The sequence below is a fragment of the Nocardia sp. NPDC055050 genome (genome assembly GCF_053608345.1).
On sequence record NZ_JBSGVG010000015.1, the window covers coordinates 18,586 to 42,188 of the forward strand.

A 23,603-nucleotide genomic window follows, 5' to 3' on the forward strand; every position below is an offset into this window, starting at 1 on the left:
AAGTAGTGGGTGCGAGATCTTAGGATGGCGCGTGGGCCCGCGATGGTGGGTGCCGTCGAGATGAGGAGCCGGTTGTGTCGGACACGTTTGTCGTTGCTGCTCGAATTCCCATGGAGCGACAGGCATTCGAGCAGTGGTTGGCGACACCGGCGCCGGGGCCGGAGACCATCGAGAATCACGGCGCGATGTATGACGGGTGGTTCTGGGACGGCAAGGCGCCGGATTGGCGGCAGGCCGAGGAGGGGATCACGCCTCGGGAGTACTTCGCCGACTGCTTCGGGGAGGACACCGGCGGGCTGACCTATGTACTGAGGTATCGGGACGGAGCGCTCGAGGCGTATTTGATGCACTTCGGTTTTTGCGAGTCGAACATCTATACCGCGCTGGTGATGCTCGCCGCAGCGGGGCGGTTGAGCTCTGACATGGCACCGAGCGCGGTGTTGTTCTGGGCCGAAACCAGCGGGTCGATGTTCGCGGCGGATTCGGGTGGGTGGCTGGCGACGCTGTTGGTGGGTCTCGACCGGGCGCGGTTCGCCGCCGATTTCGATCTCACGGCGACGATCGCGGAGTTGCGTCCGGCTGAGGCGAGCTATTTCGATCTACTCGTCCGGTTGGCAGAGGTGCAGGAATCGGTCGGTGCCGAAAGTGAGTCGAGTTTTGCCGCGATCGCCCGTGATCCGCGGTATGTGGATGCTGCGGTCCTCGCCGAGATCTGAACGGGGAGCGGTGCTGGACCCGGACGTTTGACTGTGTCCGGGTCACCCGTCGCAACCGGCGAACGTTCAGCACGACAACGGTCGTGCTTTATGCAGACGCTGCGTCGTATGCGGCGATAACGTCTGCGGAGATCCGTCCGCGAGTCGACACCGGGTGGCCGTTGTTGCCGGCCCACGCACGAATGGCGGTGAGATCATTGCGTCGAATCGGTGTGCTCGCCGCGGTTTTCGCGGAGAGTCGACCGGTGGAAGTCTTGGTGCGGCCGATTCGGCGGGCGTAGGGAAGCCACTGGTCGAACGTTTCGCGCAGTTTGGTGGCGTTGGTCTCGGACAGGTCGATTTCGTAGGCGACTCCGTCGATTCCGAATGTGACGGTCTCGTCGGCTTCGGATGTGCCGTCGAAGTCGTCGATAAGGCTGACAATGATTTTGCGCGCCATGGGAATCCTTCTCATTCGGGTGCGGAGGTGTCCCCGGATCGTAGTAGCGAATGTGGGTCGAGTGCGCCTAGTGCCAGCGCACAGGCAGCAGAAGGGCGCGAAGCGCAGCGTCGACGGTCAGGTGTCCTTCGCGATCAGGAGCGAGCCGGTGGCGTGGACGACAGTGAGGTGTTGAATCGTCGGCTCGCCGGGACGGGCGCCCGCGAAGGCGGCATCGACGGCGGGGTGGATGCGTTCGTCGAAGGCGCGAGCGCAATGCGCCTCGGACTCCCACACGTCGATATAGCGCAGTCCGCCGTCGTCGCGACGCACGCACAGGTGCAGTAGCGAGCCGTCGAGTGGTTCCGGGCCCAGTCCTTCGATGATCCGGTTGTAGAGCTCCTCGCCGATAGGGACATCTTGAATGTAGGCGTAGACCATGGCCGGATCCCTTCTGAATTCACCCGAATAGGTATCGGATGAATATTGGTAGAATAGGCGCCGATGAGCGAGAACGTCAAGGCAGACAAGCGTCGATACAACGCCCCTCGGCGCGCCGCGCAGGCCGCGGATACGCGTCACGCGATCCTCGCGGCGGCGCGAGCGCTGTTCGTGGAGCGGGGCTATGCCGCCACCACGGTGGCTGAGATCGCCACGCACGCAGGTGTCTCCGTGGACACGGTCTACGCATCGATCGGACGCAAGCCGGTATTGCTCCGAGAGTTGGTCGAGACTGCTCTGTCCGGGACCGATCGTGCGATTCCGGCTCGGCAGCGCGAGTACGTGCGGGCAATCCGAGAGGCGAACGGGGCCGAGGACAAGATCGCGATCTACGCCGACGCGCTGGTCATCATCCAGCAACGCCTCGCGCCGATCTTCCTGGCGCTGCGCGAGGCGGCGACGACCGACGCGTCGTGCGCGCGCGTATGGGCCGAGATCAGCGAGCGCCGCGCAGCGAACATGCGTGAATTCGCTGCAGACCTGCGCAGTACAGGGCAGTTGCGCGAGGATCTGTCCGACGACGAGGTCGCCGACATCATCTGGAGCATGAACGCCACCGAGTACTGGGTACTGCTCGTAGGCGAACGCCATTGGACGGCAGAGCGTTTCCGTGACTGGCTGGCCGATGCCTGGATCCGACTGCTCCTGCGCGATCGGCAGGTCGCGCGGTAGCGCCGCACAGGAAAGCACCCTTGTCACCGGTCCGAACCTGCGTGTTCCGGGCCGGTAACGTGCTGTGGTCGCTATCGTGCAGGGCGTAGGCAAGGCTCGAACGGGAGTGAGTGCCGTGAACCAAATGACCAGGTCGCACGATCCGGAACTGCTGACGCTGCCGACATTCGGCAGCTTCCTGCGGTGGTTGCGTGACGATCGGCGAATGTCACGCGAGCGACTGGCCGTGTCGGCAGGAGTCAGCGCCAGCTATGTCACCCACCTGGAATGGGGTGACCGGGATCATCCAGCGCGTGCGGTCGTCGAATCCTTGGTCGACTGCCTGGGTCGAGCCCGTGCTTTGACGATGACCGAGCGACGGCACCTGTTCGACCTGGCAGGGCTGCCGATCACGTCGACTCCCACGGTTGAGCAATTGCGCGCCCGAATCAGCGACGACGCGCTTCGTATACTCGAAGCGCAGCGCGGCGGAGTGGCGGGATATTTCGACGCCCGCGGCAATATCCTGGCGCTCAACAGCGCCGCACAGTCGATGTTGCCCGGGCTGCGCGTCGGGGAAAATGGGCTGCACTGGTTGTTCGGGAACGAGATTGCCCGGCAGGTCTTCGTGGACTGGGACACCGTCGCACAGGCGACGGTGAGCGGATTACGTGGCCGAATCGGCACTTTCGGTCACGCCGACTGGCCAGAGCAGCTTCTCGACGAGCTCGGTGCCTACCCGGAGTTCTGCTCGATATGGAATGCCGGCGAAGTGACGTTCACCTCGGAGCTGCCGCCGATCCGACTCCGCGAATCAGGGGCGCCACGACCGGTCAGTCTCTTCGTTCAGGTGTTCGACGTCGATGTCGTGGATTATCCGGGCTGGTTGCGCGCCTTTGTCGGGATTCGCCGCGACCTTCCGATGGCGAGGGTATCGAACGTGTAGCGGACCGATCTTTGCCGACCACAGTCGAGGCCCGATGCTCCGGTCGTCGACCTCGACGTGCGGCGCCTTCTCAGGATTTTGTTCTGTCCAGTGGTTGTACTGGATGGGGCTACCACGTTTGACCCGCGTTCAGCTCACATATCGGTGTCGATTGCCCGAATTCCGCGTCGTGGCATCACCGGGTCGTATAGTTCACACCACTGAAAGAATCCCGGACCAGGCCTCGTGTCGGCTTGATTGCGCGACAGAGCTGCACCGGGTTCGGTAGTGAATTCCGTGCGCCGGTGGGTCGTTGGCCGATCACAGGGGAACAAATGAATTCCACGCGAAGATACCACCGACGTCGGGTCGGCTGATGAGCAGCAGATCCGATGCCGCGATGCCGACCGGTCGGAGATTCCATTTCGGTGGGGCCGTGGGGGCGTTGGTATTGGTGTGGTTGTCGCTGACGCCGTCACTGCTGCCCAGAGGACCGCTGTTCCAAGGAATCGTCACCGGTGCCGCCGCTGCCTTCGGCTACGGACTCGGCATCGCGGTCGCGGCCCTGATCCGGTGGATGCTGCAACGACAGCGTGGGCCCGCGCCGTCGGTGGCGTGGTGGGCGTTGGGCATCGTGGCCTGCCTCGGATCGGTCGCGGTGCTGGTCTGGTACGCCGATTGGCAAAGTGATCTGCGTTCGCTCATGGGCGTGAGCGGACTTGCCTGGCACGCCTATCCGATCATCGTGGTGATCGCCGCCGTCGTGTTCGCGGTATTGATCGCGATAGCGCGGTTGTGCTGGGCGCTGTCGCGAGGGGTCGGTGGGCTGTTGGCGCGGGTGATGCCGCCGCGCGTCGCGGCGGTGCTCGGCGGTGTGGTGGTGGTCGCACTGGCTGTCGCCGCGGTCAACGGGGTGGTCGCGGACGTGGCGATGTCGATGCTCAACGAGACATTCAAGGCCGTGAACGACGAGAGCTCGCCCGATACCGAGGAGCCCGTTCTCGCGGAGCGGTCCGGTGGTCCCGGCTCGCTGGTGAGCTGGGACTCGCTGGGCAGGCAGGGTCGGATCTTCGTGTCCAACGGTCCCACCGCGAGTGAACTGACCGCGTTCAGCGCAAAGCCCGCGCGCGAGCCGATTCGCGTCTACACCGGCCTCGATTCCGCGGAGAGCATCAGAGCCGAAGCAGATCTCGCGGTTGCCGAGTTGCGTCGGGCCGGTGGATTCGAACGAGCGGTCCTCGGTGTCGCGACCACCACCGGAACCGGGTGGATCAACGAGTCGACTGCCTCGGCGTTGGAGTATCTGGCCAACGGTGACAGTGCGTTGGTGAGTATGCAGTACTCCTACCTACCGAGTTGGCTGTCCTTCGTCGTCGACCAGGAACGAGCTCGACAGGCCGGACAAGCGCTGTTCGAGGCGGTGCACGCCGAGTGGGACCTCTTGCCGGTCGATCGCCGGCCGAAGCTGGTGGTTTTCGGGGAGAGCCTCGGATCTTTCGGCGGCGAGGCGGCGTTCTCCGGTATCCAGGACATGGCGGCCCGTACCGATGGCGTCCTGTTCGTCGGTCCTACCGCCACCAACCCGGTGTGGCGCGATGCCACCGCACGACGAGACCCGGGTTCCCCGCAGTGGCTGCCGATCTACCGGGACGGCCACACGGTGCGATTCGTCGCTGACACGCCGGATCTCGCCCGTCCCGGCGCCGTGTGGATCGCACCCAAGGTGGTCTATCTCCAGCACGCCTCGGACCCGATCACCTGGTGGACACCGCGAATGCTGTTCCAGAAACCTGACTGGCTCAGCGAGGAACGCGGTCGCGATGTCCTGCCGAGCACCCGCTGGATCCCGGTGGTGACGTTTCTGCAGGTGTCGGCGGACATGGCAGTCGCGGTCGATGTGCCGGACGGGCACGGCCACACCTTCCAAGCCGACATCGCCGATGCCTGGGCCGCGATCCTGTCACCGGCCGACTGGACCGTCGCCGACACCGAGCGTTTACGAGAGATCCTGCGTGGCGCCGAGTGAACGCCACCCCGTCGAAAGGAGGACTCTGATGAACGACGCCGCCGGAAAGCGGTCCCTGCTGAGTCGCGTGTCACCAACCCAATGGGTCGCCATCGGGTTGAGCATCTTCGCCGTCGTGTTCGTGTTGGAGAACAGAGGAAAGGTCACTGTCGAGATCCTGTTGATCACGGTCAGTTCCCCGATGTGGCTGATCCTGTTGGCGATGTTCGTCGTCGGCTGGATCGCCGGAGTTCTTACCACCCGTCGCGCCCGCAAATGAATGCTCGGCCGGTCGCCGGTGCCGCGGTCGGCTCGGCTATCGAACCGTGTCCGCGGCCTCCGCGATGGTGTCGGCGACGGCGATCGGCTGGGAGACCAACGAGGCATGCGAGGAGCTGATCTCGCGGGTGGTGGCCGCGGCACGTCCAGCCATGAACCGTTGCGCGGCTGCGGGGATGACGCGGTCCTCACCCGAGATCAGGTACCAGTTGGGTGTGCTCGCCCACGAGGGTGAGCCGGAGGGCTCCAAATTGGCGTTCAGTGCCGCCGAGTGCTGATGGGCATACATGTTCGCGGCGGTCTCGGCGCTGACGTCTTGGGCGAAGATGTCGCGAAAATACGGTTCCTCGATGTAGCCGTCGACATTCTTGCCCGCGATCCCGGTGGGGTCGTCCACGACCCGTACCTGCAGTGCGGGTGGGAGCAGTTGGCTGCCGGGGAAACGGATGGGGTCGATCAGTCCCAGCACGAACTCACCCTGCGCCGGGGCGAATGCCGCGATGTAGACGTTGGCCTTGACCTTGGGGTCGTGGGTGTTGGTGATGACCGACCCGCCGTAGGAGTGCCCGACAAGCACAACCGGGCCGTCGATGGAGTCGAGCACGCCCTGCAGCGCCTGCGCGTCGTTGCGCGGCCCGCGCAGCGGGTTGTCCACTGCGACAACACGATAGCCGCGTCCGCGTAGCTCGGCGGCGACGCCATCCCAGCTGGTGGCGTCAGCGAAGGCGCCGTGCACCAGAACTACGGTGGGTTCGCCCGGGTCGGCGGTCGCGAGTGCGGGGACGAAGGGGCCGAGCGCGACAATCGCCGCTGCCACGACGCTCAGCATCCGGCGCCGGCGCGGATTCGCAACGTTGGTCGACGAGGACATGATCAGTTCACCCTTACTTTCGATCGAACGGGTCCAGGCTTCGTAGTTCACCGGCACCGTGAGACGCGGGTGCCTCACCCGGATGAACCTGGCGGCATCGCGGGCGTCCATCGTGTTCCTCACCGGCCCGGTGAGACCGAACCGGATCGCACTCGGATAGAGCAGCACGACGTCGACAACGAGTCGGCGGGCCACTTGCTCGAGTCCCGAAAATACACTGAGTGATCCGACATCCCGACCGCGACATGCGATCGACCAGCCGCTAGTCGCGAATCGATGGTTCGTGCCCATGAGAAGTCGGCTGAGCGGTGGTCAAGGTCCGCTTGTTCGGACCGCAGCGGCGCTGAGTTCTCCTGATCGAAGGAAGACGCGCGCATGTCGGTGGTCGTTTCTACAATTTCGGCGTGACGCTCACCCTCGCCGACCTCGTCGGCTATACCGATCGTGGCCTCGACGCCGATCTCGCCCGCTGGTTCGGTGACGGCGAACCTGTCGTCGTCTCCGCCGGAACTCGTTCGGTGGAACCGTTTCTCGAACGAATGCCCGCGGTCGGCGCCGCCGCACTCGCGGCCTTCGACCGCCGGGTCCGTTCCGGTCGGCTGCCGCAGTTCCTCGACATCTTCGACTGGTCCTACGCTTTCGACTTCGCCGGCAACGGCTGCGAAATTCTCGATGCGGACTACACGACCGAACTGACCGACGAGGACGTGTTCTCCCTCGGGGCCGACGGCGGCGGCAACCTCTACGTCGTGCTCACCACCGGTCAGGTCGCGGTGTGGTTTCACGAGGAAGAGGTTCTCGAGGGCGGGACCCGCTTCGACAACCTCGACGTCTTCCTCTGGTCGTATGTGCGCTACCGCGCGGTGCGCGCGGGCAAGCTCGCCCTGTCGGAGGTGGAGGCCGACTTCGCGGCGCTCGGCCAGGACGGCGCGCTCGCCGAAGATCTCGGGTTGCTGAGTCTGATGGAACCCATGCGCTGAGCACCGCAGGTCATCCCGAGCCGGTTGTCGTGACAGATGTCATGTCGCATCCATGAGGGTGTCATCGGAAAAGGTGTTGGCGCGCACTGGTTTCCGACCTTCGCGGCGACGAACGTTGGAGCTGTTCCTCGCACAACACCTTTTCGCGCAACCGCTTGGAGAGCACGATGATTCAGCCCGAATCCCACCGCGACGTCGACGAGTCCGCCGCCTCGCGTGTACCGACGGCCGACCCTGCACAGCGGCTGGTCGACCAACTCGGCGGCACCACGGGAATGATCTACACGGCGATACCGGTCATTGCGTTCGTCGTGGCGAATGCGCTGGTGGCACTACCTATTGCCATCGGGTCCGCCGTCGCCGTCGCGGTGGCGATCATGGGATTTCGGATCGTTCGCGGTGAGCCGGTCGTCCAGGCGAGCGGCGGGCTCATCGGAGTCATAGTCGCCGGTGGCGTCGCCGCGTGGACCGGCTCGGCGGGCGGATTCTTCCTGGTCGGCATCTGGGCCAGTCTGGCCGGCGCCGTTGTCGCACTCGTCTCGCTGCTGGCACGCCGACCACTGACCGGCGTGCTGTGGAACATGCTGCACGGCAACGAGTTCGCCTGGCGGCAGGACCGCCCGTCCCTGCGCGGGCACGATATCGCCACCCTCGCCCTCGCCGCGGTGTTCGCGGCACGCTACTTCGTCCAGGGCTGGCTCTACGACATCGACGCAGCCGGGTGGCTGGCCACCGCCAAGATCGTCATGGGAACACCGCTGCTGGCGCTGGCGCTAGTGGTCGTCGTCTGGGCGTTTCGTCGCTCGACTCAGCGACTGCTCGAGTGAGCGACGCGACTCCTCGTGCAGGATCGCGAGCAGTTCTTCCTCCAGCGCGACGAATTCGGGGGCGGTGATCATGGACAACCCGCGCGGGCGCGGCAGGTCGATGCGCAGTTCGCGGCGCACGGTGGCCGGCCGCGCCGACAGCACGATCACACGGTCCGACAGGTAGACCGCCTCACGGACATCGTGGGTGATCATCAGGACCATCCACCGGTAGCGCTGCCAGACCTCCTGCAACCACGACTGCATCTCGGTGCGAGTCAGGGAGTCGAGCGCGCCGAAAGGCTCGTCGAGCAACAGCAACTCGCGCTCCTGGACGACGGTGCGCAGCAGTGCCGCCCGCTGTCGCATCCCGCCCGACAGCTGAGACGGGCGGGCGTCCTCGAAACCGGACAGGCCGAATATCGGAAACAGTTCGCGCGCGCGGCGCCTGGCCTCTGTTTTCGGGACACCCTGCACACGCAAACCGAGAATGGTGTTGTCGAGGACGGTTCGCCACGGGAACAGCAGGTCCTTCTGCGGCATGTAGGCGCAGTGCGACGCGGTGTCTTCGCCGTCGGCCGTGTGGAAGCCGACGCTGCCGGAGTCGGGGGATTCGAGTCCGGCCAGCATGTTGAACACCGTGCTCTTGCCGCAGCCGCTGGGGCCGATGACCGTGACGAACTCGCCCGATCGGACCGCGAACGACACCCCGCCCAACACCTCGAGGCCAGGGCTGCCACGACCGGGCTGGGGGAACGACTTGGTGAGTCGGTCGACGACGATCCGGTCGCCTTCGGTGTCAGTCACGCCGGCTCCTGTTCTCCGCGCGCGCCCACGGCGCGACGAGGCGCTCGACCGCGAACGTCGTCAGGTAGAGCGCGATACTCAGCAGCGCGGTCACCAAGACCGCCGCCAGCACCAGATCGGTGCGGAACGAATTCTTCTGCAGGCTCATATAGATGCCGAGACCGACACTGGCGCCGACATATTCGGCGAACACCGCACCGACGACCGCGTAGGTGATCGCGATCCGCAACGAGGTGAAGAACCGCGGCAGCGCGGAGGGCAGCCGCACATACAGGAACTCCTGCACGCGGGAGGCGCCCATACTGCGCAGCAGCGCGCCCGCGTCACGGTCGGCCGCGGCGAACCCTTCGATCAGGCCGATGGCCATCGGGAAGAAGGTGACCAGCGCGACCACCAGGATCTTCGGCAGGAGGCCGAACCCGAACCAGATGATCATCAACGGTGCGATCGCGACGATCGGCACGGTCTGCGACGCCACGAACAACGGCACCAACGCGCGTCGCAGCCAGGGTGAGAAGTCGACGATCACCGCCAGTACCCATGCCGCGCTCAGCGAGACCGCGAAACCGATCAGCGTCACCTGCAAGGTGGCGGCCGCGTGAGTGGCGATCTCGTCGCGATGCGCCCAGCCCTGCTCGACCACCCGCACCGGCGAGGGCAGCACCTGCGGACGCACACCGCTGGTGATGACATAGATCTGCCACACGGCCACGAGGACCGCCACCGTGACGATCGAAGGCACCGCCCACCGGATCCCGGCCCAGCGACCGGGACGGTCGCCGGACAGGACTTGCGCGTCTACGGACCCGTCACGGGTTGGCAAGGTAGTCATCGGTGAAATATGTCGACCAGTCGGGCTCGGTGGTCAGTGGTTTACCGTCGGGCCCGTTGAGCAGGCCACTGCGGTACAGGAATCGCGAATTCGCCGACCACTGCTCCACGGTCTGAGTGCCGACTCGCCCGTTCGGGTCCTTCATGAACTGGTCGGCCAGCATGCGCTGACTGTCGAAGACCAGCTTCTCGTCGTTGAACGCGCCCGGGTTGGCGTCGATGAGGTCCTGGGCGGCCGCGTCCGGGTTGTCCGCGGCGAACTGGTAGCCGCGTTGCAGGGCCTGGACGAACTTCTTCGCGCGGTCGGGGTTCTCGGCGAGCCAGCCTTCGTTGGCGTCGATCACGATGGCGTAGGAGTCGGGGAATCCGAAATCGGTGTAGCGGAAGTACTTCATCGGGGTGCCGTGGTGTTCGGCCTCGATGCCCTCCCACGCCAGATACGAGACGGTGAAGTCCGCTTTCCCGGAGTAGACGGCCTCGTACGCCGACGATCCCAGCATGACGGAGGTGAATTCGCCGGTGCCGCCGTCGTTGCGGATGACCTGTGCGAGTGACTCCTTCTCACCCGGGTCACCGAAACCGGCGTAGGTCTTGCCGTCCAGATTCTTCGGGCTTGCGAGGTCGGCACGATCGGCGCGCACGCCGATCCCGGTCGCCCAGTGCTGCAGGGGTGCGAGCACCGACTGGATGCGCGCACCCGAGGCGCGGGCGAACGTCGACGAATTGTGGGTACTGATCCCGAATTCCGCGTTCCCCGCATCGACCACCGTGTCGACCGAGGTGTTGTTGTAGGGCAGCACCTGCACATCCAGACCGGCGTCGGCGAAGTAGCCGCGCTGCAAGGCGACATACAGTCCGGAGTGGTTGGTGTTGGGCGTCCAGTCCAGCGCGAAGCGGATGGTCTGGTCGGAGCCGCCGCCCGAACCGCAGGCGGTGACCATCGACAGGGTCGCGACGGTGGTTGCCATGACCGCGAGTGCGCGGCGCAGCCGCCCGCTCATCCGGCAGGCCAGGGCTGCGGGTGCAGGGCGGTGTCCCAGAACATCAGCTCGTAGCGCACGGCGAGGATGAATGCCTTCTCCATCGCCGCCCGCTCACGCTCGCTCGCCGACTCGGCGGCGGCGTCGACCAGCGATCGCGCCGTGGCCGCGGCCTGCTGGAACTCTTCCGCGCCGTAGGTGGTGACCCACTGGGCATACGGGTGGGCGGCGTCGGCGGCGATCACCTTCGCGGCACTCTCGGCCAGGCCTCGTCCCACGTCGGCGTAGATCCAGAAGCAGGGCAGCGCGGCCGCCGCCGCGACCGCGTAGGACTCGGTCGCCGCGGCGGCGATCAGGTAGGAGACGTAGGCCAGGCAGGTCTGGGAATGCTCCGGCTCGCCCTGCCGCGGGGGCAGCGCTCCGCCGCTGAGCATCTGGTCGTGCATGGCCGACTCGACAGCCGCGGCGTTCGCGGACGAGGTGGCCCAGAAGGCCGCGGTCTGCGGGTCCGGTGACTTGGCGGCGAGAATCGCCAGCGCCTTCGAATACCCGGTCAGATACAGCGAATCCTGCTCGATGTAGGTCCGGAACACCTCGAGCGGCAAGGTGCCCTCGCCGAGGTGCCGCAGGAATTCCAGTTCATCGATCGCGCTCCGCAGGACCTTGGTGCGGTCCCAGAGGTGATCGGTGAACAGGCCGGTATCTGTGGTGTGGGCGTGCAACACCGTGACATCCCTTCGTCAGCATTACCTGAACAGGTTCAGCGGGTCTGTTCTCAGCCTCGCGGTCGCGAGACACCCCGTGTCAGAACTCGACCGACACTAGCAGCGACCGCCGACACGCGGGCCGGGCCCGGTTCGCCGTGTAGCCCCGGTCACGGTGGTAGGTGTTCGGCGGCGAACCGGCACCCAGTAACTTGCCTGCCAAGGAGTTCGTCTTCTGCACCCATCGAATCGCCGAACGAAGAGAGCTGATCAATGTCGACCTCTACCGCGCGTGCACACATCGGTGTCACCGGCCTGGCAGTGATGGGCAGCAACATCGCCCGCAACTTCGCCAAGCACGGCTACACCGTCGCGCTGCACAACCGTTCCGTGGCCAAGACCGACGCACTGCTCGCCGAGCACGGCGGTGACGGCGATTTCGTCCGCACCGAGACCGTGGAGGAGTTCGTCGCGGCGCTGGAGAAGCCGCGACGGGTGCTGATCATGGTCAAGGCGGGCGAGGCGACCGACACCGTCATCGAGGAGCTGGCTGCCGTGATGGAGCCGGGCGACATCATCATCGACGGTGGCAACGCCCTCTACACCGACACGATTCGCCGCGAGGCCGCCATGGCCGAACGTGGCCTCAATTTCGTCGGGGCAGGCATCTCGGGTGGTGAGGAAGGCGCGCTCAACGGTCCCGCGATCATGCCGGGCGGGCCCAAGGAATCCTACGAATCGCTCGGCCCGCTGCTCGAGTCGATCGCGGCGCAGGTCGACGGCACGCCGTGCTGCACCCACATCGGCCCCGACGGTTCCGGACACTTCGTCAAGATGGTGCACAACGGCATCGAATACGCCGATATGCAGCTGATCGGTGAGGCGTACCACCTGTTCCGTGACGCGCTCGGTTTCGACGCCGGGCAGATCGCGGACGTGTTCACACAGTGGAACTCCGGGGACCTGGAGAGCTATCTGGTCGAGATCACCGCGCAGGTGCTCGCGCAGGTCGACGCGAAGACCGGCAAGCCGCTGGTCGACGTCATCGTCGACGCCGCCGAGCAGAAGGGCACCGGCCGCTGGACGGTCAAGTCCGCGCTCGATCTCGGTGTGCCGGTGACCGGCATCGCGGAGGCGGTCTTCGCCAGGGCGCTGTCGGGTTCGCGTGCCCAGCGCAAAGCCGCGGTGGGTCTCGCCTCTGGCACACTCGCCGACAAGCCCACCGATGTCGAGCAGTTCACCGAGGACATCCGGCAGGCGCTGTACGCGTCCAAGGTCGTCGCCTACGCACAGGGCTTCGACCAGATCGCCGCGGGCAGCGCCGAGTACAGCTGGGATCTGCACCCCGGCGATCTGGCGACGATCTGGCGCGGCGGCTGCATCATCCGGGCTCGGTTCCTGAACCGGATCAAGGAAGCGTATGAGCAGGACCCCGCCCTGCCGAGCTTGATCCTCGCGCCGTACTTCCGCGAGGCCATCGAGACCGCGATCGACAGCTGGCGGCGCGTGGTATCTACCGCCACCCTGCTCGGAATCCCGGTCCCGGCGTTCGCGTCCTCGCTGTCGTACTACGACGCACTGCGCGCAGAGCGCCTGCCCGCCGCGCTGACCCAGGGCCAGCGTGACTTCTTCGGCGCACATACCTACGAGCGCATCGACGCCGACGGCAAGTTCCACACTCTGTGGAGCGGTGACCGCAGCGAGGTCGTCGCGGGCTGAGATCTGACTGCCGGTGGGCTGAATCTCGGGGTCGGCCAAGGGAAACCGAGGATTGACCCGCTGGTGGTTTGTCGCTGATGATGGTCGTGGACTTAGGGCGGCAACCCGCCCCGCGTTATCGACACGTCCCCGTTCGGGACGCAGGACGCGGGGCGGGTGTCGACCCGAATTCCGAAGTCTGCGACGAAACCACACAGCGTCATTCCCGAAGTTCGCCGAGGAGCATCATGAATGCGACCGAACCTGCTGCGCGCAAGGACAATCCGCGACCGAACGGTGTGCTCGCGGACGGCGGTGGCCTCGATTGCCGGCGATCGGTTCACTCATGACCGACATGAGCATCGCCCTGGGTGATGTCACCCTGCGGGGCACCGTGACCGGCGCGGGCCCGACGGTGCTGTTGCTCCATGCGGGAGGCGAGGATCGCGGCGTGTGGGCACCGGTCGCGTCGCAGATCGCTGCGGCCGGATTCCGGGCGGTGGCCTTCGATTTGCGTGGACACGGCGACAGTACGGGGGAGGCGACCGTCCTTCGGGCGGTTGCCGACGACGTGGCCGACATGGTGCGGCGTGAGCCGGCCCCGCTCGTGGTGGTGGGCGCTTCCGTCGGCGGGCTCGCTGCCATCGCCGCGCTCGGCGAACCGGATATTGCCGGTCGTGTGGCCGGTCTGATCCTTGTCGATGTGGTGCCGAATTCCGATCCGGATCGGGTACGCGCCTGGCTCAGTGACAGCGGGCTTCGCGATCAACGCACCGAACTGGTGGAAGACAGCCTCGCGGCGGGGCCTGCGCTGCATGCGACGGCTGTCGGTTCGGAAGTGCCGATGCTGCTCGTGCGCGGCGGACGGTCGCCGCTCACCGACGCCGAAGTGGATCGGTTCCTCGCCGATCGTCGTGTAACGGTTACCGGTGTGCCGGAAGCCGGACATCTCGTCGCCCGGGAGGCTCCCGAAGAGCTCGCACGCATCGTCTCGGAGCACGCAGGCACCTGGCTCGCTACCGCCCACGCTGTTCAGAGCGCATTCGACCTGCAGCGGGTTCTCGGCGCCGAAGAGATCGAACATCCCGGCGGAACTCTGCACGCTCACCTGCGCCGGGTCCACGCCCTCGTGGTCGAATGGAACGCCACGCCGCGAACCCGTCTGGCCGCGATCTGCCACGCGTCCTATGGCACGGACGGATTCGCTGTCGAGCTCCTGCCGACAACCGATCGGCCGCGGCTGGCGACCGTGATCGGGCACGACGCCGAGGGCCTGGTCTATCTCTACGGCGGGTGCGACCGCGAACGGACATACCGCGGCCTCGGGCGAGAGCCGCTGTCGGTGATCGACCGCTTCACCGGCACTTCCACGCTGGTCGGGGGTGCTGAACTGCATGATTTCGCGGTGCTGACGATCGCCAACGAGCTCGATGTCGCACGCCACGCGCACTTGCCGCCATCCGCGCGGACCGGGATCCGAAGCCTTGTCCTCGCGCTGGCGAGCTACGCGCCCGACGAGGCGGCGCGAGCGCTCGCGGACGAGGCGCTCGCCTGAGGGCGTGGCCGCATCACGGACCGCCGAGCTCGGATGCGGTCAGGGCAGGTCGGTAAGCGGCCAGGAAGAGATCTATCGCTGCGCCGGGGGGGTTCGCCGATATTGCTGTGGCATCGAGCATTCGGGCGTTCAGCGGTGCGCCCACGACCAGCCAGGTGAGCTGTTCGGCTGCGGCCCGGGGGTCGGGGATCGCGAGCACGTCGCGTGCGACGAGTGCCTGCAGCGTGGTGGCGAGAGCGCCGATATTGCGGACCCAGCTCTGGTGCAGATATGTCGCCCCGACCTCGGGCAGGCGGGCCGCCTCGGCGGTGACCAGCCTGCGCATTTCCACCACGGTCGGCGAGAGGACGCCGGCCAGCAGCGTTCGTGCCCAGACGAGTAAGCCCTCGCGGACATCCTCGGCGGCCTCGAGTTCGGTGAGGGCGGGTCGCATCGCATCACGCCCGGCGGCGGTCCAGTGCTCCACGACCGCGGCGAACAAGCCCTCTTTCGACGGATGTTCGCGATACAGCGATGTCTTGGAGATCCCGGCGCGTGCGGCGATCTCGTCCATCGTCGATCCCGCGAACCCGCGCTCGAGAAACACCTCGCGGGCGACGGTGAGTAGTTCGGCGCCGGACTTCCCGGGTGGTCGGCCACGGCGTCGAGCAGAAGAGGTCATGCTCCCCATATTAGTACTTGACAGTACTTATTCATCCTCCTAGATTAAGTACTGGATCGTACTCAAGGAGCTGGCCATGATAGTTACAGGTGTCGTCGTTGCCGCGGTCGTCTCGTTCGTCATCAGCGCGGTGCTGTACGCGACACCGCCGATCGCCGCGCTGGTGTCGAGGACGAGTACCCCGCGTCCCGGAATCAGCATGCCGGTCCAGATGCTGTTCGTGGTGCTGCGTGGGCTGCTGGCCGCGGGGGTGCTGGCGGCGCTGCTCGTCGCCGGCGATCGGCATGGCATCGCCGCCGGGGCGGCGGTAGGTGCGATCGTGGCGGTACTACCGGTGACCATCCTCGCCGGCGCCATCGTCCACGAGAACGTGCCGATACCGACCGCTCTGGTGCATATGACCGACTGGGTCCTCAAGTTGGTCGTCAGCGGTGTCGTGCTCGGCATGTTCGTCTGAATCCCGAACCCTGACAGGAGCTCTCATGAACACCGCACCGGGACCGATCGACATCACGTTCACCGCTGTCCTCGGAAAAGTAAGGGCGGGTGACACATGGACATGCGTGCAACTGCCCGACTCCGCGCGGATCTTCGGCACCCGGGGCCTGGTCAAGGTGAAGGGAACGGTGGACGGTGTCGCGTTCACATCGTCGTTCATGGCACTCGGCGACGGCACCCACAAGCTTCCCGTCGCCGCCGAGATCCGCCGCCGCATCGGAAAGACCGATGGCGACGAAGTCACCGTCGAGCTGACTGAACGATTGAGCTGACAGACGGTGCGCGGTGCCCTGCTTGGGGCGCAGTGGATCCGGGGACGGCCGCACGGTGGCCGAGTTGGTCGTCGCGACATCGGCGCGTAACGCACCAGGGCTATGCTGAATGTTTGCTGACGGTGTCCAGGGGATCGATCAGGTGATGGTGAGGCCTGTATGACCCGATTGCCGCACTATGCCGCGATGCTGGCCACGGCGGGTCATCTGCCTGCCGACGGTGACCGCTGGGCATACGAAGTGAAGTACGACGGAATCCGGGCCATTGCCTATATCGATGACGAACTGCGGCTCGAGTCGCGCAATGGCAACGACATCACCGTCGCCTGGCCCGAGCTGTCCGGGCTCGCTCCGGCCGAGCCCGGGTTCGTGGTCGACGGCGAGATCGTGATCGAGCACGCGGGTCGATCCTCGTTTCAGGCATTGGCGCCGCGAATGCACCAGCGCAACCCAGCCGCTATCCGCGCCCTCGCGCAATCGACTCCGGCGACCTACATGATCTTCGACCTTCTCCACATCGGCGACCGGCCGCTGATCGAATTGCCCTATGCCCAGCGACGCGAGCTCCTCGAACATCTCGGGTTGACCCGCCCGCATTGGCGCGTCCCGCACTTGCTCCCCGGTCCCGCCGCAGACGCCCTGGCGATCTCGCAGGAACTCGGACTGGAAGGCATCATCTGCAAGCGTCGTAACAGCTGGTACCTGCCCGGGCAGCGCAGCCCCGCCTGGACCAAGGTCAAGAATGTCACCCACCAAGAAGTCGTGCTGATCGGTTGGAAGAAGGGCACCGGTCGCCGTGCCGGGCAGATCGGATCCTTGCTGGTCGCCGTACCCGATGATCGCGGCAGCCTGGAATACGCCGGCAGTGTGGGCACGGGGTTCACGGCCGCGATGCTCGCCGATCTCTCCGAACAGCTCGCACCGCTGCACCGTGCTGATCCGCCGGTATCGGGCATCGACCGTACCCCGGACGGGGTGTCGTGGGTGCAGCCGAAACTTGTCGGGGAAGTGGCGTTCACGGAATGGACCGACGACGGCCGGTTGCGGCATCCGAGTTGGCGAGGTCTACGTTTCGACAAGGATGTCGACGAGGTCGAAACCCCGACCGGGCGCAACTGACTGTCCGCGCGCGCATTTGTTCGGTGCTGTTCTCTCGGGGTCAGCGCAGATGTCGATGCCTGGCTGCTATCACTACCTCGGGTCGGTGGATTGTGTTCGAGGTGCGCCGGTCTGCAAGTGGCAACGCAAGTGAATGAGAATTCATGCTGGAAGTGCCGAGTGTGATTCGGGCCAGGGATTCCAGCGGGAAGCAAATGGTGCGACAGGTTACTCGAAGTCATGTCGTGCCCACATTCGTCACGATTGCATAAACTACGCCGGTGAAATTCTTGCCTGTCCGATGCGTGAAGTGCCTGCTTGCCGCGTGTGACCTCGTATCAGGGAAACCTGCCAATTGTCACCGGCAAATAACGGCCCTTCGGGAGGTGAGGGAATTTCTGTTTCTGCTTCCATCGACTTCCACCATCTGGCACTGTATGGGTCACCGAGATCGCGGCACCGATTGCGGCGACCGCAAATCTCGGCTGAGCTCCTCGTCGTTATAGGGGGAATGAACGGGCGCGTAAGAGAAATGGTCCGGCTGGGGTAGCCGGGTGGGAGGATTCATGGTCTACATCAGAGCTCACTTCGATAATCGGTTCGCGCTACAGGAACACGGCGACGGTCCGCGCGGCATCTCCGAGGAACGCGGCGACGAGTTGGCGCCGTTGGCGCCGCTGGCCGTCATTGTGTCGTTCGTGCTCGTGGCGGCGGGATGCATCGCGTCCTCGGCAATGGGGGAGTGGACCCGCGACTATGGGGCAGAGCTCGTCGTCATCGCCTTTTGCCTGCACATGTTCCTTTCGGCTCTGTTGGGTTCGTGGGGACTTCGCAGGTGGCTGCAGACCACCCGGATCTGGCGTCGGTTCGAGCACCGATCTCTGCGCGACTGAGTCATATCCGCCTCAGTACTACTGCACCAGGAAAATCCGCGGCAGCCCGCGTGGATGCCATGAGTGGGAGGCGTTGTGAGAAAGTCCGTCGAAGTACCGATCTTGTCCCGGCGCGTCACCGAAGGCGGCCAGATCGTGGTCATCGAGGTGAGTCGGCCGCGACCGGTTGGCGGGAAGGTGGAGTGCGCCTATCGGCTGGCGGACACGCGGCGCACCACCGAAGGCCCCGATTCGCTGGCGGCGCTCTACCGGGCTCTGCTCGAGATCGGCGACTTGCTCGCGCAGGCGAATCGCGGCGCGTCGGCGCGGTTTGTCGTCCCGGCGAACCTCGGCTTTCCGGTACCACCCGCTGGTGATCGACCCGAGGCGGTGGATGACGCCGATGTTGTGGCGACGCAGACGATCATCCACGCAGGCGACCGGCACACGATTGCCATCTGCCGGCCTGTACAGGCCGGCGGCGGGGACGGCATGCTGTGTCTGTTTCGGGTCGACGGCGAAACCTGCGCGATCGCGAGAGGGTGGGACGGTGTCGACGCGGTGCTGAACGCGGTGTCGATGATCGGCGCAAGGTTTCGTCTCGCCACGGATTGGCCGTTGTCGCCGGCCGGAGGTGCATTCGCGTCAGAGGTGGCGACCGTAGTCGCGACGGGTGCTCCAACCGCGATCTAGGCACCAGCTCTTGTCGTCGCGGGGTCCGGTGCTGCTGTGAGCACCCATCGACACGGTGGCCTCGGATCCTGCCTCGCCGGCCGTGGTTGGCGGTTGCCGGGGCCGTCGTCTGGGGCAGCGTCCGAACGGGACGCGCTGGTCCCGGCAACCGCCCGCCGACCGGTCAGGAGTTCGGTCATCCTGTCCCCGGTGGCGGTCTCTGGTTTACAAGCGGGCGATACCCCGGTGTGTCGCTTCGAAACGGGGAGACCCAGCAGATTTCTATGTCGCCGCGGCCGGCCAGCTGATGGTGGGCCACGACTTCGGCAGGTTGACCGAACCGTCCAGGACCAACCGCACCAGGTCCTCGTAGCCCTCCCGCATCTCGGCCAGATGGTGCCAGGCTCGATGTCGCTGGGCGTCCTCGGCGTTGTGGAGCGCCCAGTGGGCATAGGTGGCGGCTTCCGCGACCCGGCCGATCACCCCGCCCACCGTGTCGATTCCTCGCGGAGCGCCGGGGCGTGGCCGCGGAAGCTGCGCGGTGATCCACACATCGATGGTGTGCGCGACTTCCGCGATCTGACGACCGACCCATACGGCGGACGGTTCGGCCAGCCAGTCCCGATACAACGACCCGAGGGTGCGAGCCCAGCGCGCGAGCGGCTGATCACAATCGGCGCCCCCGTTGATCGCGGCGAGCAATTCCTGCGGCGAAAGAAACGGACCGTGCTGAGCCGGCACCGGGTACCACGAATCCGGTGCGCTCACCTGCGCTCACCGGACAGGCCTGCCCCGAGTAGACACTGCTGTGGAATTGCGGAATTCAGATTTCTGGCACCGGACAAAGCAAGCTCCTGATCAAGCGCACATCCGCATGAACGGGTCGACCCAGCGGACAAGCAGGGTTCCGATCCTGCGCACGGTCCCGCACCGGCGCCGCGAGGGTCTTTGCAGAATCCGATATTCGTATCCGTCAAGCTATCAGGCGGCAGACGTGGTCGCCGCAGCCGGTGCACTCTCTCAAGAAACATTTAATAACGTGCCCCGACCAGGGAATCTGCGGCAGATTTGGCGGCCGGGCGGTAACTCCTGACTGCACAAGGCCTTTCGCCGAAGTGCGTTCTCCGGAGCCGCTTCACCGACGACCCGCGCGGCCGAGGGGCAGCAGAAGTTCGGCAAGTAAGCGCTCGAAACGAATCGAGCCGACCGGGACACCCGGTCGGCTCGATCGTGGGCGCCGACGTGCAATCATCGGCGGTCGAGAGGTCAGCGCAGATCGAACCGATCGTTGTCGACCACCTTGACCCAGGCGTCGACGAAGTCGTTCACGAACTTCGCTCCCGCTGTGTTCTGCGCATACACCTCGGCCACCGCGCGAAGCACCGAGTGCGAGCCGAAGACGAGATCGTTGGCGGTGGCCGTCCATCGCTTCTCGCCGGTCCGCCGGTCGACACCGTCATAGACGTTCTCCGCCGACTCCGAGGCCTTCCACTCCGTGCTCTGGTCGAGCAGATTCACGAAGAAGTCGTTCGACAGCACGCCCGGCCGGTCGGTGAAGACACCGTGTGCGCTGCCACCGTAGTTGGCGCCGAGCGCACGCAGGCCGCCGATCAGCACCGTCAGCTGCGGCGCTGTCACGTCGAGCATGTAGGCGCGGTCCAGGAGCAGACGCTCGAGCGGCGCCTTCTCGCCGGGACGCACGTAGTTGCGGAACCCGTCTGCCCGCGGCTCGAGCACATCGAAGGTGTCGACATCGGTGTTCTCCTGCGTGGCGTCGGTGCGCCCGGGCGAGAACGGCACGGTGATCTGATGACCGGCATCGCCGGCTGCCTTCTCGATCGCCGCCGAACCGCCCAGGATGATCAGGTCGGCCAGTGACACCGCCTTGCCATCGGGAGCAGCGGCGTTGAAATCTCGCTGGATCTGCTCGAGAACCGGCAACACCTTCGCCAGCTCGGCGGGTTCGTTGACGTCCCAGTCGCGCTGTGGTTCGAGCCGGATCCGGGCGCCGTTCGCGCCGCCGCGCTTGTCGGTGCTGCGGAAACTCGCGGCCGAGGCCCACGCCGTCTTGACCAGTTGCGCGACCGACAGACCGGACGCGAGCACCGTGTTCTTCAGCGCGGCGATGTCCTGGTCGTCGATCAGTGCGTGGTCGACAGCGGGAACCGGATCCTGCCACAGCTGCGCCTCGGGCACCCACGGGCCGAGATAGCGGCTGAGCGGACCCATATCGCGGTGCAGGAGTTTGTACCAGGCCTTTGCAAACGCCTCGGCCAGCTCCTCGGGGTGCTCGAGCCAGCGTCGGGTGATCGCCTCGTAGATCGGGTCTTCGCGCAGGGACAGGTCGGTGGTCAGCATTGTCGGGGTGCGCGCGGGCCCACCGAACGGATCAGGGATAAGGCCTTCGCCCGCACCGTCTTTAGGCTTCCACTGCCAGGCACCGGCCGGGCTCTTGGTGAGTTCCCAGTCGAACCCGTAGAGGTTCTGCAAGAAGCCGTTGCTCCACTGGGTCGGGGTGGCCGTCCACACGACCTCCAGGCCGCTGGTGATGGCGTCCTTGCCCTTGCCCGTGCCGTGCGTGCTCTTCCAGCCCAGACCCTGCTGCTCGAGCGGCGCGGCCTCGGGCTCGGCGCCGACCAGACTCGCATCGCCCGCACCGTGGGTCTTGCCGAAGCTGTGACCACCGACGATCAGGGCGGCGGTCTCCTCATCGTTCATCGCCATGCGAGCGAAGGTCTCGCGGATGTCACGTGCCGCGGCCACCGGATCAGGCCTGCCGTTGGGCCCTTCCGGGTTCACATAGATCAGGCCCATCTGGACCGCGCCCAGCGGGCCCGACAGTTTACGGTCGCCGCTGTAGCGTTCGTCGCCGAGCCAGGTGTCCTCCGGGCCCCAGAACACTTCCTCGGGCTCCCAGATATCGGGTCGGCCGAAGCCGAAGCCGAACGTCTGGAAACCCATGGACTCGAGGGCGACGTTGCCGGTGAACACGAGCAGGTCGGCCCAGGAGATGCTGTCGCCGTACTTCTGCTTGACCGGCCACAGCAGCCGACGAGCTTTGTCGAGGTTGGCGTTGTCGGGCCAGCTGTTGAGCGGGGCGAAGCGCTGGGCGCCCTGACCGCCGCCACCGCGTCCGTCGGCGATGCGGTAGGTGCCGGCCGCGTGCCAGCTCATCCGGATGAACAGGCCACCGTAGTTGCCGTAGTCGGCGGGCCACCAGTCCTGCGAGTCGGTCAGTACCGCGGCGATATCGGCTTTGAGGGCGTCGACGTCGAGCTCGGCGAATGCCGTGGCGTAGTCGAAGTCCTCGCCCAGTGGGTTGGACTTGGACGAGTGGGCGTGCAGGACCGAGACGTCGATCTGTTCGGGCCACCAGTCCTTGTTGGAGTGGGGGCGACGGTCGGTGTCCGCGGTGGGCGAGGGGATCGCCGGGTTCTCGCTCTCGCTGTTGCTGAGAGTTTCGGCGTCAGGAGCGGGTGGGCGGCTATCGGAGGTCACGATATTCCTTCCTGGACGGGTCTTACAGGCTGGGAGCGGAGTTGCGTTCGCTGAGCGCGGAGTCCGCGCATTCGGGGCACAGGCCCCAGTAGATGACCTCGGCCTCGTCGATCACGAAGCCGAGGTCGTCGGAGGCAGTCAGGCAGGGTGCTTCGCCGACCGCGCAGTCGACGTCGGCGATCGCGCCACACGTTCGGCAGATCAGGTGGTGGTGATTGTCACCTACTCGTGCCTCGTAGCGGGCCAGCAGGCCGCGAGGTTGGATGCATCGGAGCAGCCCGGCGGTGGTGAGCGTGCGCAAGGTGTCGTAGACGGCCTGATGCGAGACCGCCGACAAACGGGACCGAACGGCACGGATGATCGAATCCGTGTCGGAGTGCGGGTGTGCGTGCACGGCGCTCAGCACCGCCACGCGCGGCGCTGTCACCCGCACAGAAACTCCCCGCAGCATCTGCTGGAACTCCGCGTCCGTGGGCACATCCGCAGTTTTCCGCGTTTTCTGGAATCAGTCAAGTATTTGCTGGCCGTCGTGTCTTCGTGCTGACTGCTTCGGCGCTTCGCACCCGGCACGTATTTCCGCCGCCCGGCCCGGCGTCGCCGCTGTCGTTGCGACTGTGGCGTTCGTCGCCGGTGCGGTGGCGGACGCTGCTCGCGCGACGAGTCCGCGGTGGCGGTGCCCAACGGGGTATGACGACACCCCGAAATAGCCCGAAGTTTGCGATATCGGGTCGATTTCTGGCTGTTTGATGTTGTCGGAGAAGGGAATTCCGTCTGCACCCCAACAGAAGAACTTTCGCCGCGCCGGTGGCCTTGCCGTGCGGGACACGAGGAGACCGCTTATGCCGATTTCTGGTCCAGCTCAGCAACTCGACAGAACTCCTGAAAATGGTGATATCGAAACCCTTGCGGCGATGGTGACGCACGACAACCAGCTTGTCGCCCAACTCCAAGACCTGGATCTGCGCAGGCTGTGTACGTGCGCCGCCGGATTATCCAGCCGGGCGCAGTGGCGGCTCGAAGCGGTAGCCGAAGCGTTGCGGAGCACCGAACAGCTCTGATCCCTGTTGGTCGCCGGCCGCCGTGGCGCATCGCGGTAGCCCTCACCTGACCTCGGGCTCGGGAACCGAGGACTCGACCTTCTTTGCCGCCCGGCACTCAGGCGGTGGATGTCGACGTGACCTTGCTGGGCCGCTACTGCGAGCGGTCGCCGATCACACCGTAGAAGTCGGCCGCCGGACAATATTCACGGCTACCGGTCGAACCCCCGAGGAGTGCACTACAGCCCAACACGGCGGCCTGTAGTGC

At 65.8% G+C, this 23,603-nt stretch carries 26 protein-coding genes, 2 pseudogenes and 1 riboswitch; of the genes and pseudogenes, 17 read left to right on the forward strand and 11 right to left on the reverse strand.

What is annotated here, in order from left to right:
• The first annotated feature begins 74 nt into the window (after positions 1-74).
• Positions 75-716, forward strand: a complete 642-nt coding sequence (locus ACWGCN_RS17790; protein ID WP_452458354.1) for a hypothetical protein — start codon at positions 75-77, stop codon at positions 714-716.
• Positions 717-804: 88 nt separating this feature from the next.
• On the opposite strand, the gene ACWGCN_RS17795 is transcribed toward ACWGCN_RS17790, so the two are convergent.
• Together ACWGCN_RS17795 and ACWGCN_RS17800 are read right to left on the reverse strand one after the other, a co-directional pair.
• Positions 805-1,155, reverse strand: coding sequence for a histone-like nucleoid-structuring protein Lsr2 (locus ACWGCN_RS17795; protein WP_378990390.1), 351 nt, complete (start codon positions 1,153-1,155; stop codon positions 805-807).
• 117 nt (positions 1,156-1,272) lie between these two features.
• Positions 1,273-1,575 carry a hypothetical protein gene (locus ACWGCN_RS17800; protein ID WP_378990388.1) on the reverse strand — a complete coding sequence of 101 codons (303 nt, stop codon included), beginning with the start codon at positions 1,573-1,575 and terminating at the stop codon, positions 1,273-1,275.
• 63 nt (positions 1,576-1,638) lie between these two features.
• Between ACWGCN_RS17800 and ACWGCN_RS17805 the strand changes: the two genes are divergently transcribed.
• The 5 genes and pseudogenes from ACWGCN_RS17805 to ACWGCN_RS17825 all read left to right on the forward strand — a co-directional run bounded on the left by ACWGCN_RS17805 (position 1,639) and on the right by ACWGCN_RS17825 (position 5,496).
• Positions 1,639-2,307, forward strand: a complete 669-nt coding sequence (locus ACWGCN_RS17805; RefSeq protein ID WP_387448348.1) for a TetR/AcrR family transcriptional regulator — start codon at positions 1,639-1,641, stop codon at positions 2,305-2,307.
• 124 nt (positions 2,308-2,431) lie between these two features.
• A pseudogene (locus ACWGCN_RS17810) lies at positions 2,432-2,638 on the forward strand (helix-turn-helix domain-containing protein); the annotation flags it as partial.
• Between the two features lie 15 nt (positions 2,639-2,653).
• Positions 2,654-3,232, forward strand: coding sequence for an MmyB family transcriptional regulator (locus ACWGCN_RS17815; RefSeq protein ID WP_378990432.1), 579 nt, complete (start codon positions 2,654-2,656; stop codon positions 3,230-3,232).
• 355 nt (positions 3,233-3,587) lie between these two features.
• On the forward strand, positions 3,588-5,237 hold the full coding sequence (locus ACWGCN_RS17820) for an alpha/beta hydrolase (RefSeq protein WP_452458355.1): 1,650 nt from the start codon (positions 3,588-3,590) through the stop codon (positions 5,235-5,237).
• A 28-nt stretch (positions 5,238-5,265) separates the two neighbouring features.
• Positions 5,266-5,496: a LapA family protein gene (locus ACWGCN_RS17825; RefSeq protein WP_378990384.1), complete on the forward strand. Its 231-nt coding sequence runs from the start codon at positions 5,266-5,268 to the stop codon at positions 5,494-5,496.
• A gap of 36 nt (positions 5,497-5,532) precedes the next feature.
• On the opposite strand, the gene ACWGCN_RS17830 is transcribed toward ACWGCN_RS17825, so the two are convergent.
• On the reverse strand, positions 5,533-6,366 hold the full coding sequence (locus ACWGCN_RS17830) for an alpha/beta fold hydrolase (protein ID WP_378990431.1): 834 nt from the start codon (positions 6,364-6,366) through the stop codon (positions 5,533-5,535).
• A gap of 404 nt (positions 6,367-6,770) precedes the next feature.
• Here ACWGCN_RS17830 and ACWGCN_RS17835 point away from each other — a divergent pair, with 404 nt between their 5' ends.
• Both ACWGCN_RS17835 and ACWGCN_RS17840 read left to right on the forward strand, forming a co-directional pair.
• On the forward strand, positions 6,771-7,346 hold the full coding sequence (locus ACWGCN_RS17835; protein WP_452458356.1) for a hypothetical protein: 576 nt from the start codon (positions 6,771-6,773) through the stop codon (positions 7,344-7,346).
• 167 nt (positions 7,347-7,513) lie between these two features.
• A complete protein-coding gene (locus ACWGCN_RS17840) occupies positions 7,514-8,173 on the forward strand; it encodes a DUF3159 domain-containing protein (protein ID WP_452458357.1) in 660 nt (219 codons plus the stop codon).
• Here ACWGCN_RS17840 and ACWGCN_RS17845 read toward each other — a convergent pair.
• The 4 genes from ACWGCN_RS17845 to ACWGCN_RS17860 all read right to left on the reverse strand — a co-directional run bounded on the left by ACWGCN_RS17845 (position 8,120) and on the right by ACWGCN_RS17860 (position 11,495).
• On the reverse strand, positions 8,120-8,959 hold the full coding sequence (locus tag ACWGCN_RS17845; RefSeq protein WP_452458358.1) for an ABC transporter ATP-binding protein: 840 nt from the start codon (positions 8,957-8,959) through the stop codon (positions 8,120-8,122). The two genes, ACWGCN_RS17840 and ACWGCN_RS17845, sit on opposite strands and share 54 nt — an antisense overlap.
• Positions 8,952-9,791, reverse strand: a complete 840-nt coding sequence (locus tag ACWGCN_RS17850) for an ABC transporter permease (RefSeq protein WP_452458359.1) — start codon at positions 9,789-9,791, stop codon at positions 8,952-8,954. The genes ACWGCN_RS17845 and ACWGCN_RS17850 overlap by 8 nt, the downstream gene beginning before the upstream one ends.
• Complete coding sequence (locus ACWGCN_RS17855; RefSeq protein WP_452458360.1) at positions 9,769-10,791, reverse strand: ABC transporter substrate-binding protein; 1,023 nt, start codon at positions 10,789-10,791, stop codon at positions 9,769-9,771. Before ACWGCN_RS17855 ends, ACWGCN_RS17850 begins: the two co-directional genes overlap by 23 nt.
• Positions 10,788-11,495, reverse strand: a complete 708-nt coding sequence (locus ACWGCN_RS17860) for a TenA family protein (protein ID WP_387448334.1) — start codon at positions 11,493-11,495, stop codon at positions 10,788-10,790. Before ACWGCN_RS17860 ends, ACWGCN_RS17855 begins: the two co-directional genes overlap by 4 nt.
• Positions 11,486-11,582, reverse strand: a riboswitch (TPP riboswitch). (Overlaps the previous gene by 10 nt.)
• 165 nt (positions 11,583-11,747) lie before the next feature.
• On the opposite strand from ACWGCN_RS17860, the gene gndA reads away from it, so the two are divergent.
• Together gndA and ACWGCN_RS17870 are read left to right on the forward strand one after the other, a co-directional pair.
• Positions 11,748-13,193 carry an NADP-dependent phosphogluconate dehydrogenase gene (gndA, locus tag ACWGCN_RS17865; RefSeq protein WP_449961451.1) on the forward strand — a complete coding sequence of 482 codons (1,446 nt, stop codon included), beginning with the start codon at positions 11,748-11,750 and terminating at the stop codon, positions 13,191-13,193.
• Positions 13,194-13,518: 325 nt separating this feature from the next.
• The gene (locus tag ACWGCN_RS17870; protein WP_452458361.1) at positions 13,519-14,727 is read left to right on the forward strand and encodes an alpha/beta fold hydrolase; all 1,209 of its coding nucleotides are present in this window, start codon (positions 13,519-13,521) and stop codon (positions 14,725-14,727) included.
• Between the two features lie 13 nt (positions 14,728-14,740).
• On the opposite strand, the gene ACWGCN_RS17875 is transcribed toward ACWGCN_RS17870, so the two are convergent.
• Entirely contained in the window at positions 14,741-15,388 is a 648-nt protein-coding gene (locus ACWGCN_RS17875; protein WP_452458362.1) for a TetR/AcrR family transcriptional regulator, read from the reverse strand.
• Positions 15,389-15,464: 76 nt separating this feature from the next.
• On the opposite strand from ACWGCN_RS17875, the gene ACWGCN_RS17880 reads away from it, so the two are divergent.
• From ACWGCN_RS17880 to ACWGCN_RS17900, 5 genes are all read left to right on the forward strand, one after another.
• Positions 15,465-15,845, forward strand: a complete 381-nt coding sequence (locus ACWGCN_RS17880; protein WP_452448953.1) for a DUF1761 family protein — start codon at positions 15,465-15,467, stop codon at positions 15,843-15,845.
• A gap of 25 nt (positions 15,846-15,870) precedes the next feature.
• Positions 15,871-16,158, forward strand: coding sequence for a DUF1905 domain-containing protein (locus ACWGCN_RS17885; protein ID WP_379315572.1), 288 nt, complete (start codon positions 15,871-15,873; stop codon positions 16,156-16,158).
• Between the two features lie 159 nt (positions 16,159-16,317).
• Positions 16,318-17,277 (forward strand): non-homologous end-joining DNA ligase, encoded by a 960-nt coding sequence (ligD, locus tag ACWGCN_RS17890; RefSeq protein WP_452458363.1) that lies wholly within the window; start codon positions 16,318-16,320, stop codon positions 17,275-17,277.
• Between the two features lie 545 nt (positions 17,278-17,822).
• Positions 17,823-18,149 (forward strand): hypothetical protein, encoded by a 327-nt coding sequence (locus tag ACWGCN_RS17895; RefSeq protein WP_378990368.1) that lies wholly within the window; start codon positions 17,823-17,825, stop codon positions 18,147-18,149.
• 75 nt (positions 18,150-18,224) lie between these two features.
• Complete coding sequence (locus ACWGCN_RS17900) at positions 18,225-18,821, forward strand: hypothetical protein (RefSeq protein WP_449961468.1); 597 nt, start codon at positions 18,225-18,227, stop codon at positions 18,819-18,821.
• Between the two features lie 261 nt (positions 18,822-19,082).
• Here the strand turns inward: ACWGCN_RS17900 and ACWGCN_RS17905 are convergent, their stop codons facing one another.
• The 3 genes from ACWGCN_RS17905 to ACWGCN_RS17915 all read right to left on the reverse strand — a co-directional run bounded on the left by ACWGCN_RS17905 (position 19,083) and on the right by ACWGCN_RS17915 (position 22,749).
• Positions 19,083-19,568 (reverse strand): hypothetical protein, encoded by a 486-nt coding sequence (locus ACWGCN_RS17905; RefSeq protein ID WP_452458364.1) that lies wholly within the window; start codon positions 19,566-19,568, stop codon positions 19,083-19,085.
• Between the two features lie 498 nt (positions 19,569-20,066).
• On the reverse strand, positions 20,067-22,298 hold the full coding sequence (gene katG / locus ACWGCN_RS17910; protein ID WP_387448311.1) for a catalase/peroxidase HPI: 2,232 nt from the start codon (positions 22,296-22,298) through the stop codon (positions 20,067-20,069).
• A gap of 22 nt (positions 22,299-22,320) precedes the next feature.
• Positions 22,321-22,749 carry a Fur family transcriptional regulator gene (locus ACWGCN_RS17915; protein ID WP_452449149.1) on the reverse strand — a complete coding sequence of 143 codons (429 nt, stop codon included), beginning with the start codon at positions 22,747-22,749 and terminating at the stop codon, positions 22,321-22,323.
• Between the two features lie 388 nt (positions 22,750-23,137).
• On the opposite strand from ACWGCN_RS17915, the gene ACWGCN_RS17920 reads away from it, so the two are divergent.
• A complete protein-coding gene (locus tag ACWGCN_RS17920) occupies positions 23,138-23,356 on the forward strand; it encodes a hypothetical protein (RefSeq protein ID WP_449961476.1) in 219 nt (72 codons plus the stop codon).
• Between the two features lie 101 nt (positions 23,357-23,457).
• A pseudogene (locus ACWGCN_RS17925) lies at positions 23,458-23,600 on the forward strand (phosphate transport system regulatory protein PhoU); the annotation flags it as partial.
• Positions 23,601-23,603 lie beyond the last annotated feature (3 nt).

Coding starts and splice junctions, on each gene's coding strand:
- ACWGCN_RS17895 (WP_378990368.1), top strand. CDS start 17,823: ATGGTCTACATCAGAGCTCACTTCGATAATCGGTTCGCGCTACAGGAA.
- ACWGCN_RS17800 (WP_378990388.1), bottom strand. CDS start 1,575: ATGGTCTACGCCTACATTCAAGATGTCCCTATCGGCGAGGAGCTCTAC.
- ACWGCN_RS17870 (WP_452458361.1), top strand. CDS start 13,519: ATGACCGACATGAGCATCGCCCTGGGTGATGTCACCCTGCGGGGCACC.
- ACWGCN_RS17795 (WP_378990390.1), bottom strand. CDS start 1,155: ATGGCGCGCAAAATCATTGTCAGCCTTATCGACGACTTCGACGGCACA.
- ACWGCN_RS17920 (WP_449961476.1), top strand. CDS start 23,138: ATGCCGATTTCTGGTCCAGCTCAGCAACTCGACAGAACTCCTGAAAAT.
- ACWGCN_RS17855 (WP_452458360.1), bottom strand. CDS start 10,791: ATGAGCGGGCGGCTGCGCCGCGCACTCGCGGTCATGGCAACCACCGTC.
- ACWGCN_RS17830 (WP_378990431.1), bottom strand. CDS start 6,366: ATGTCCTCGTCGACCAACGTTGCGAATCCGCGCCGGCGCCGGATGCTG.
- ACWGCN_RS17915 (WP_452449149.1), bottom strand. CDS start 22,749: ATGCTGCGGGGAGTTTCTGTGCGGGTGACAGCGCCGCGCGTGGCGGTG.
- ligD (WP_452458363.1), top strand. CDS start 16,318: ATGACCCGATTGCCGCACTATGCCGCGATGCTGGCCACGGCGGGTCAT.
- ACWGCN_RS17885 (WP_379315572.1), top strand. CDS start 15,871: ATGAACACCGCACCGGGACCGATCGACATCACGTTCACCGCTGTCCTC.
- ACWGCN_RS17880 (WP_452448953.1), top strand. CDS start 15,465: ATGATAGTTACAGGTGTCGTCGTTGCCGCGGTCGTCTCGTTCGTCATC.
- ACWGCN_RS17840 (WP_452458357.1), top strand. CDS start 7,514: ATGATTCAGCCCGAATCCCACCGCGACGTCGACGAGTCCGCCGCCTCG.
- ACWGCN_RS17805 (WP_387448348.1), top strand. CDS start 1,639: ATGAGCGAGAACGTCAAGGCAGACAAGCGTCGATACAACGCCCCTCGG.
- ACWGCN_RS17820 (WP_452458355.1), top strand. CDS start 3,588: ATGAGCAGCAGATCCGATGCCGCGATGCCGACCGGTCGGAGATTCCAT.
- gndA (WP_449961451.1), top strand. CDS start 11,748: ATGTCGACCTCTACCGCGCGTGCACACATCGGTGTCACCGGCCTGGCA.
- ACWGCN_RS17825 (WP_378990384.1), top strand. CDS start 5,266: ATGAACGACGCCGCCGGAAAGCGGTCCCTGCTGAGTCGCGTGTCACCA.
- ACWGCN_RS17875 (WP_452458362.1), bottom strand. CDS start 15,388: ATGACCTCTTCTGCTCGACGCCGTGGCCGACCACCCGGGAAGTCCGGC.
- ACWGCN_RS17815 (WP_378990432.1), top strand. CDS start 2,654: ATGACCGAGCGACGGCACCTGTTCGACCTGGCAGGGCTGCCGATCACG.
- ACWGCN_RS17850 (WP_452458359.1), bottom strand. CDS start 9,791: ATGACTACCTTGCCAACCCGTGACGGGTCCGTAGACGCGCAAGTCCTG.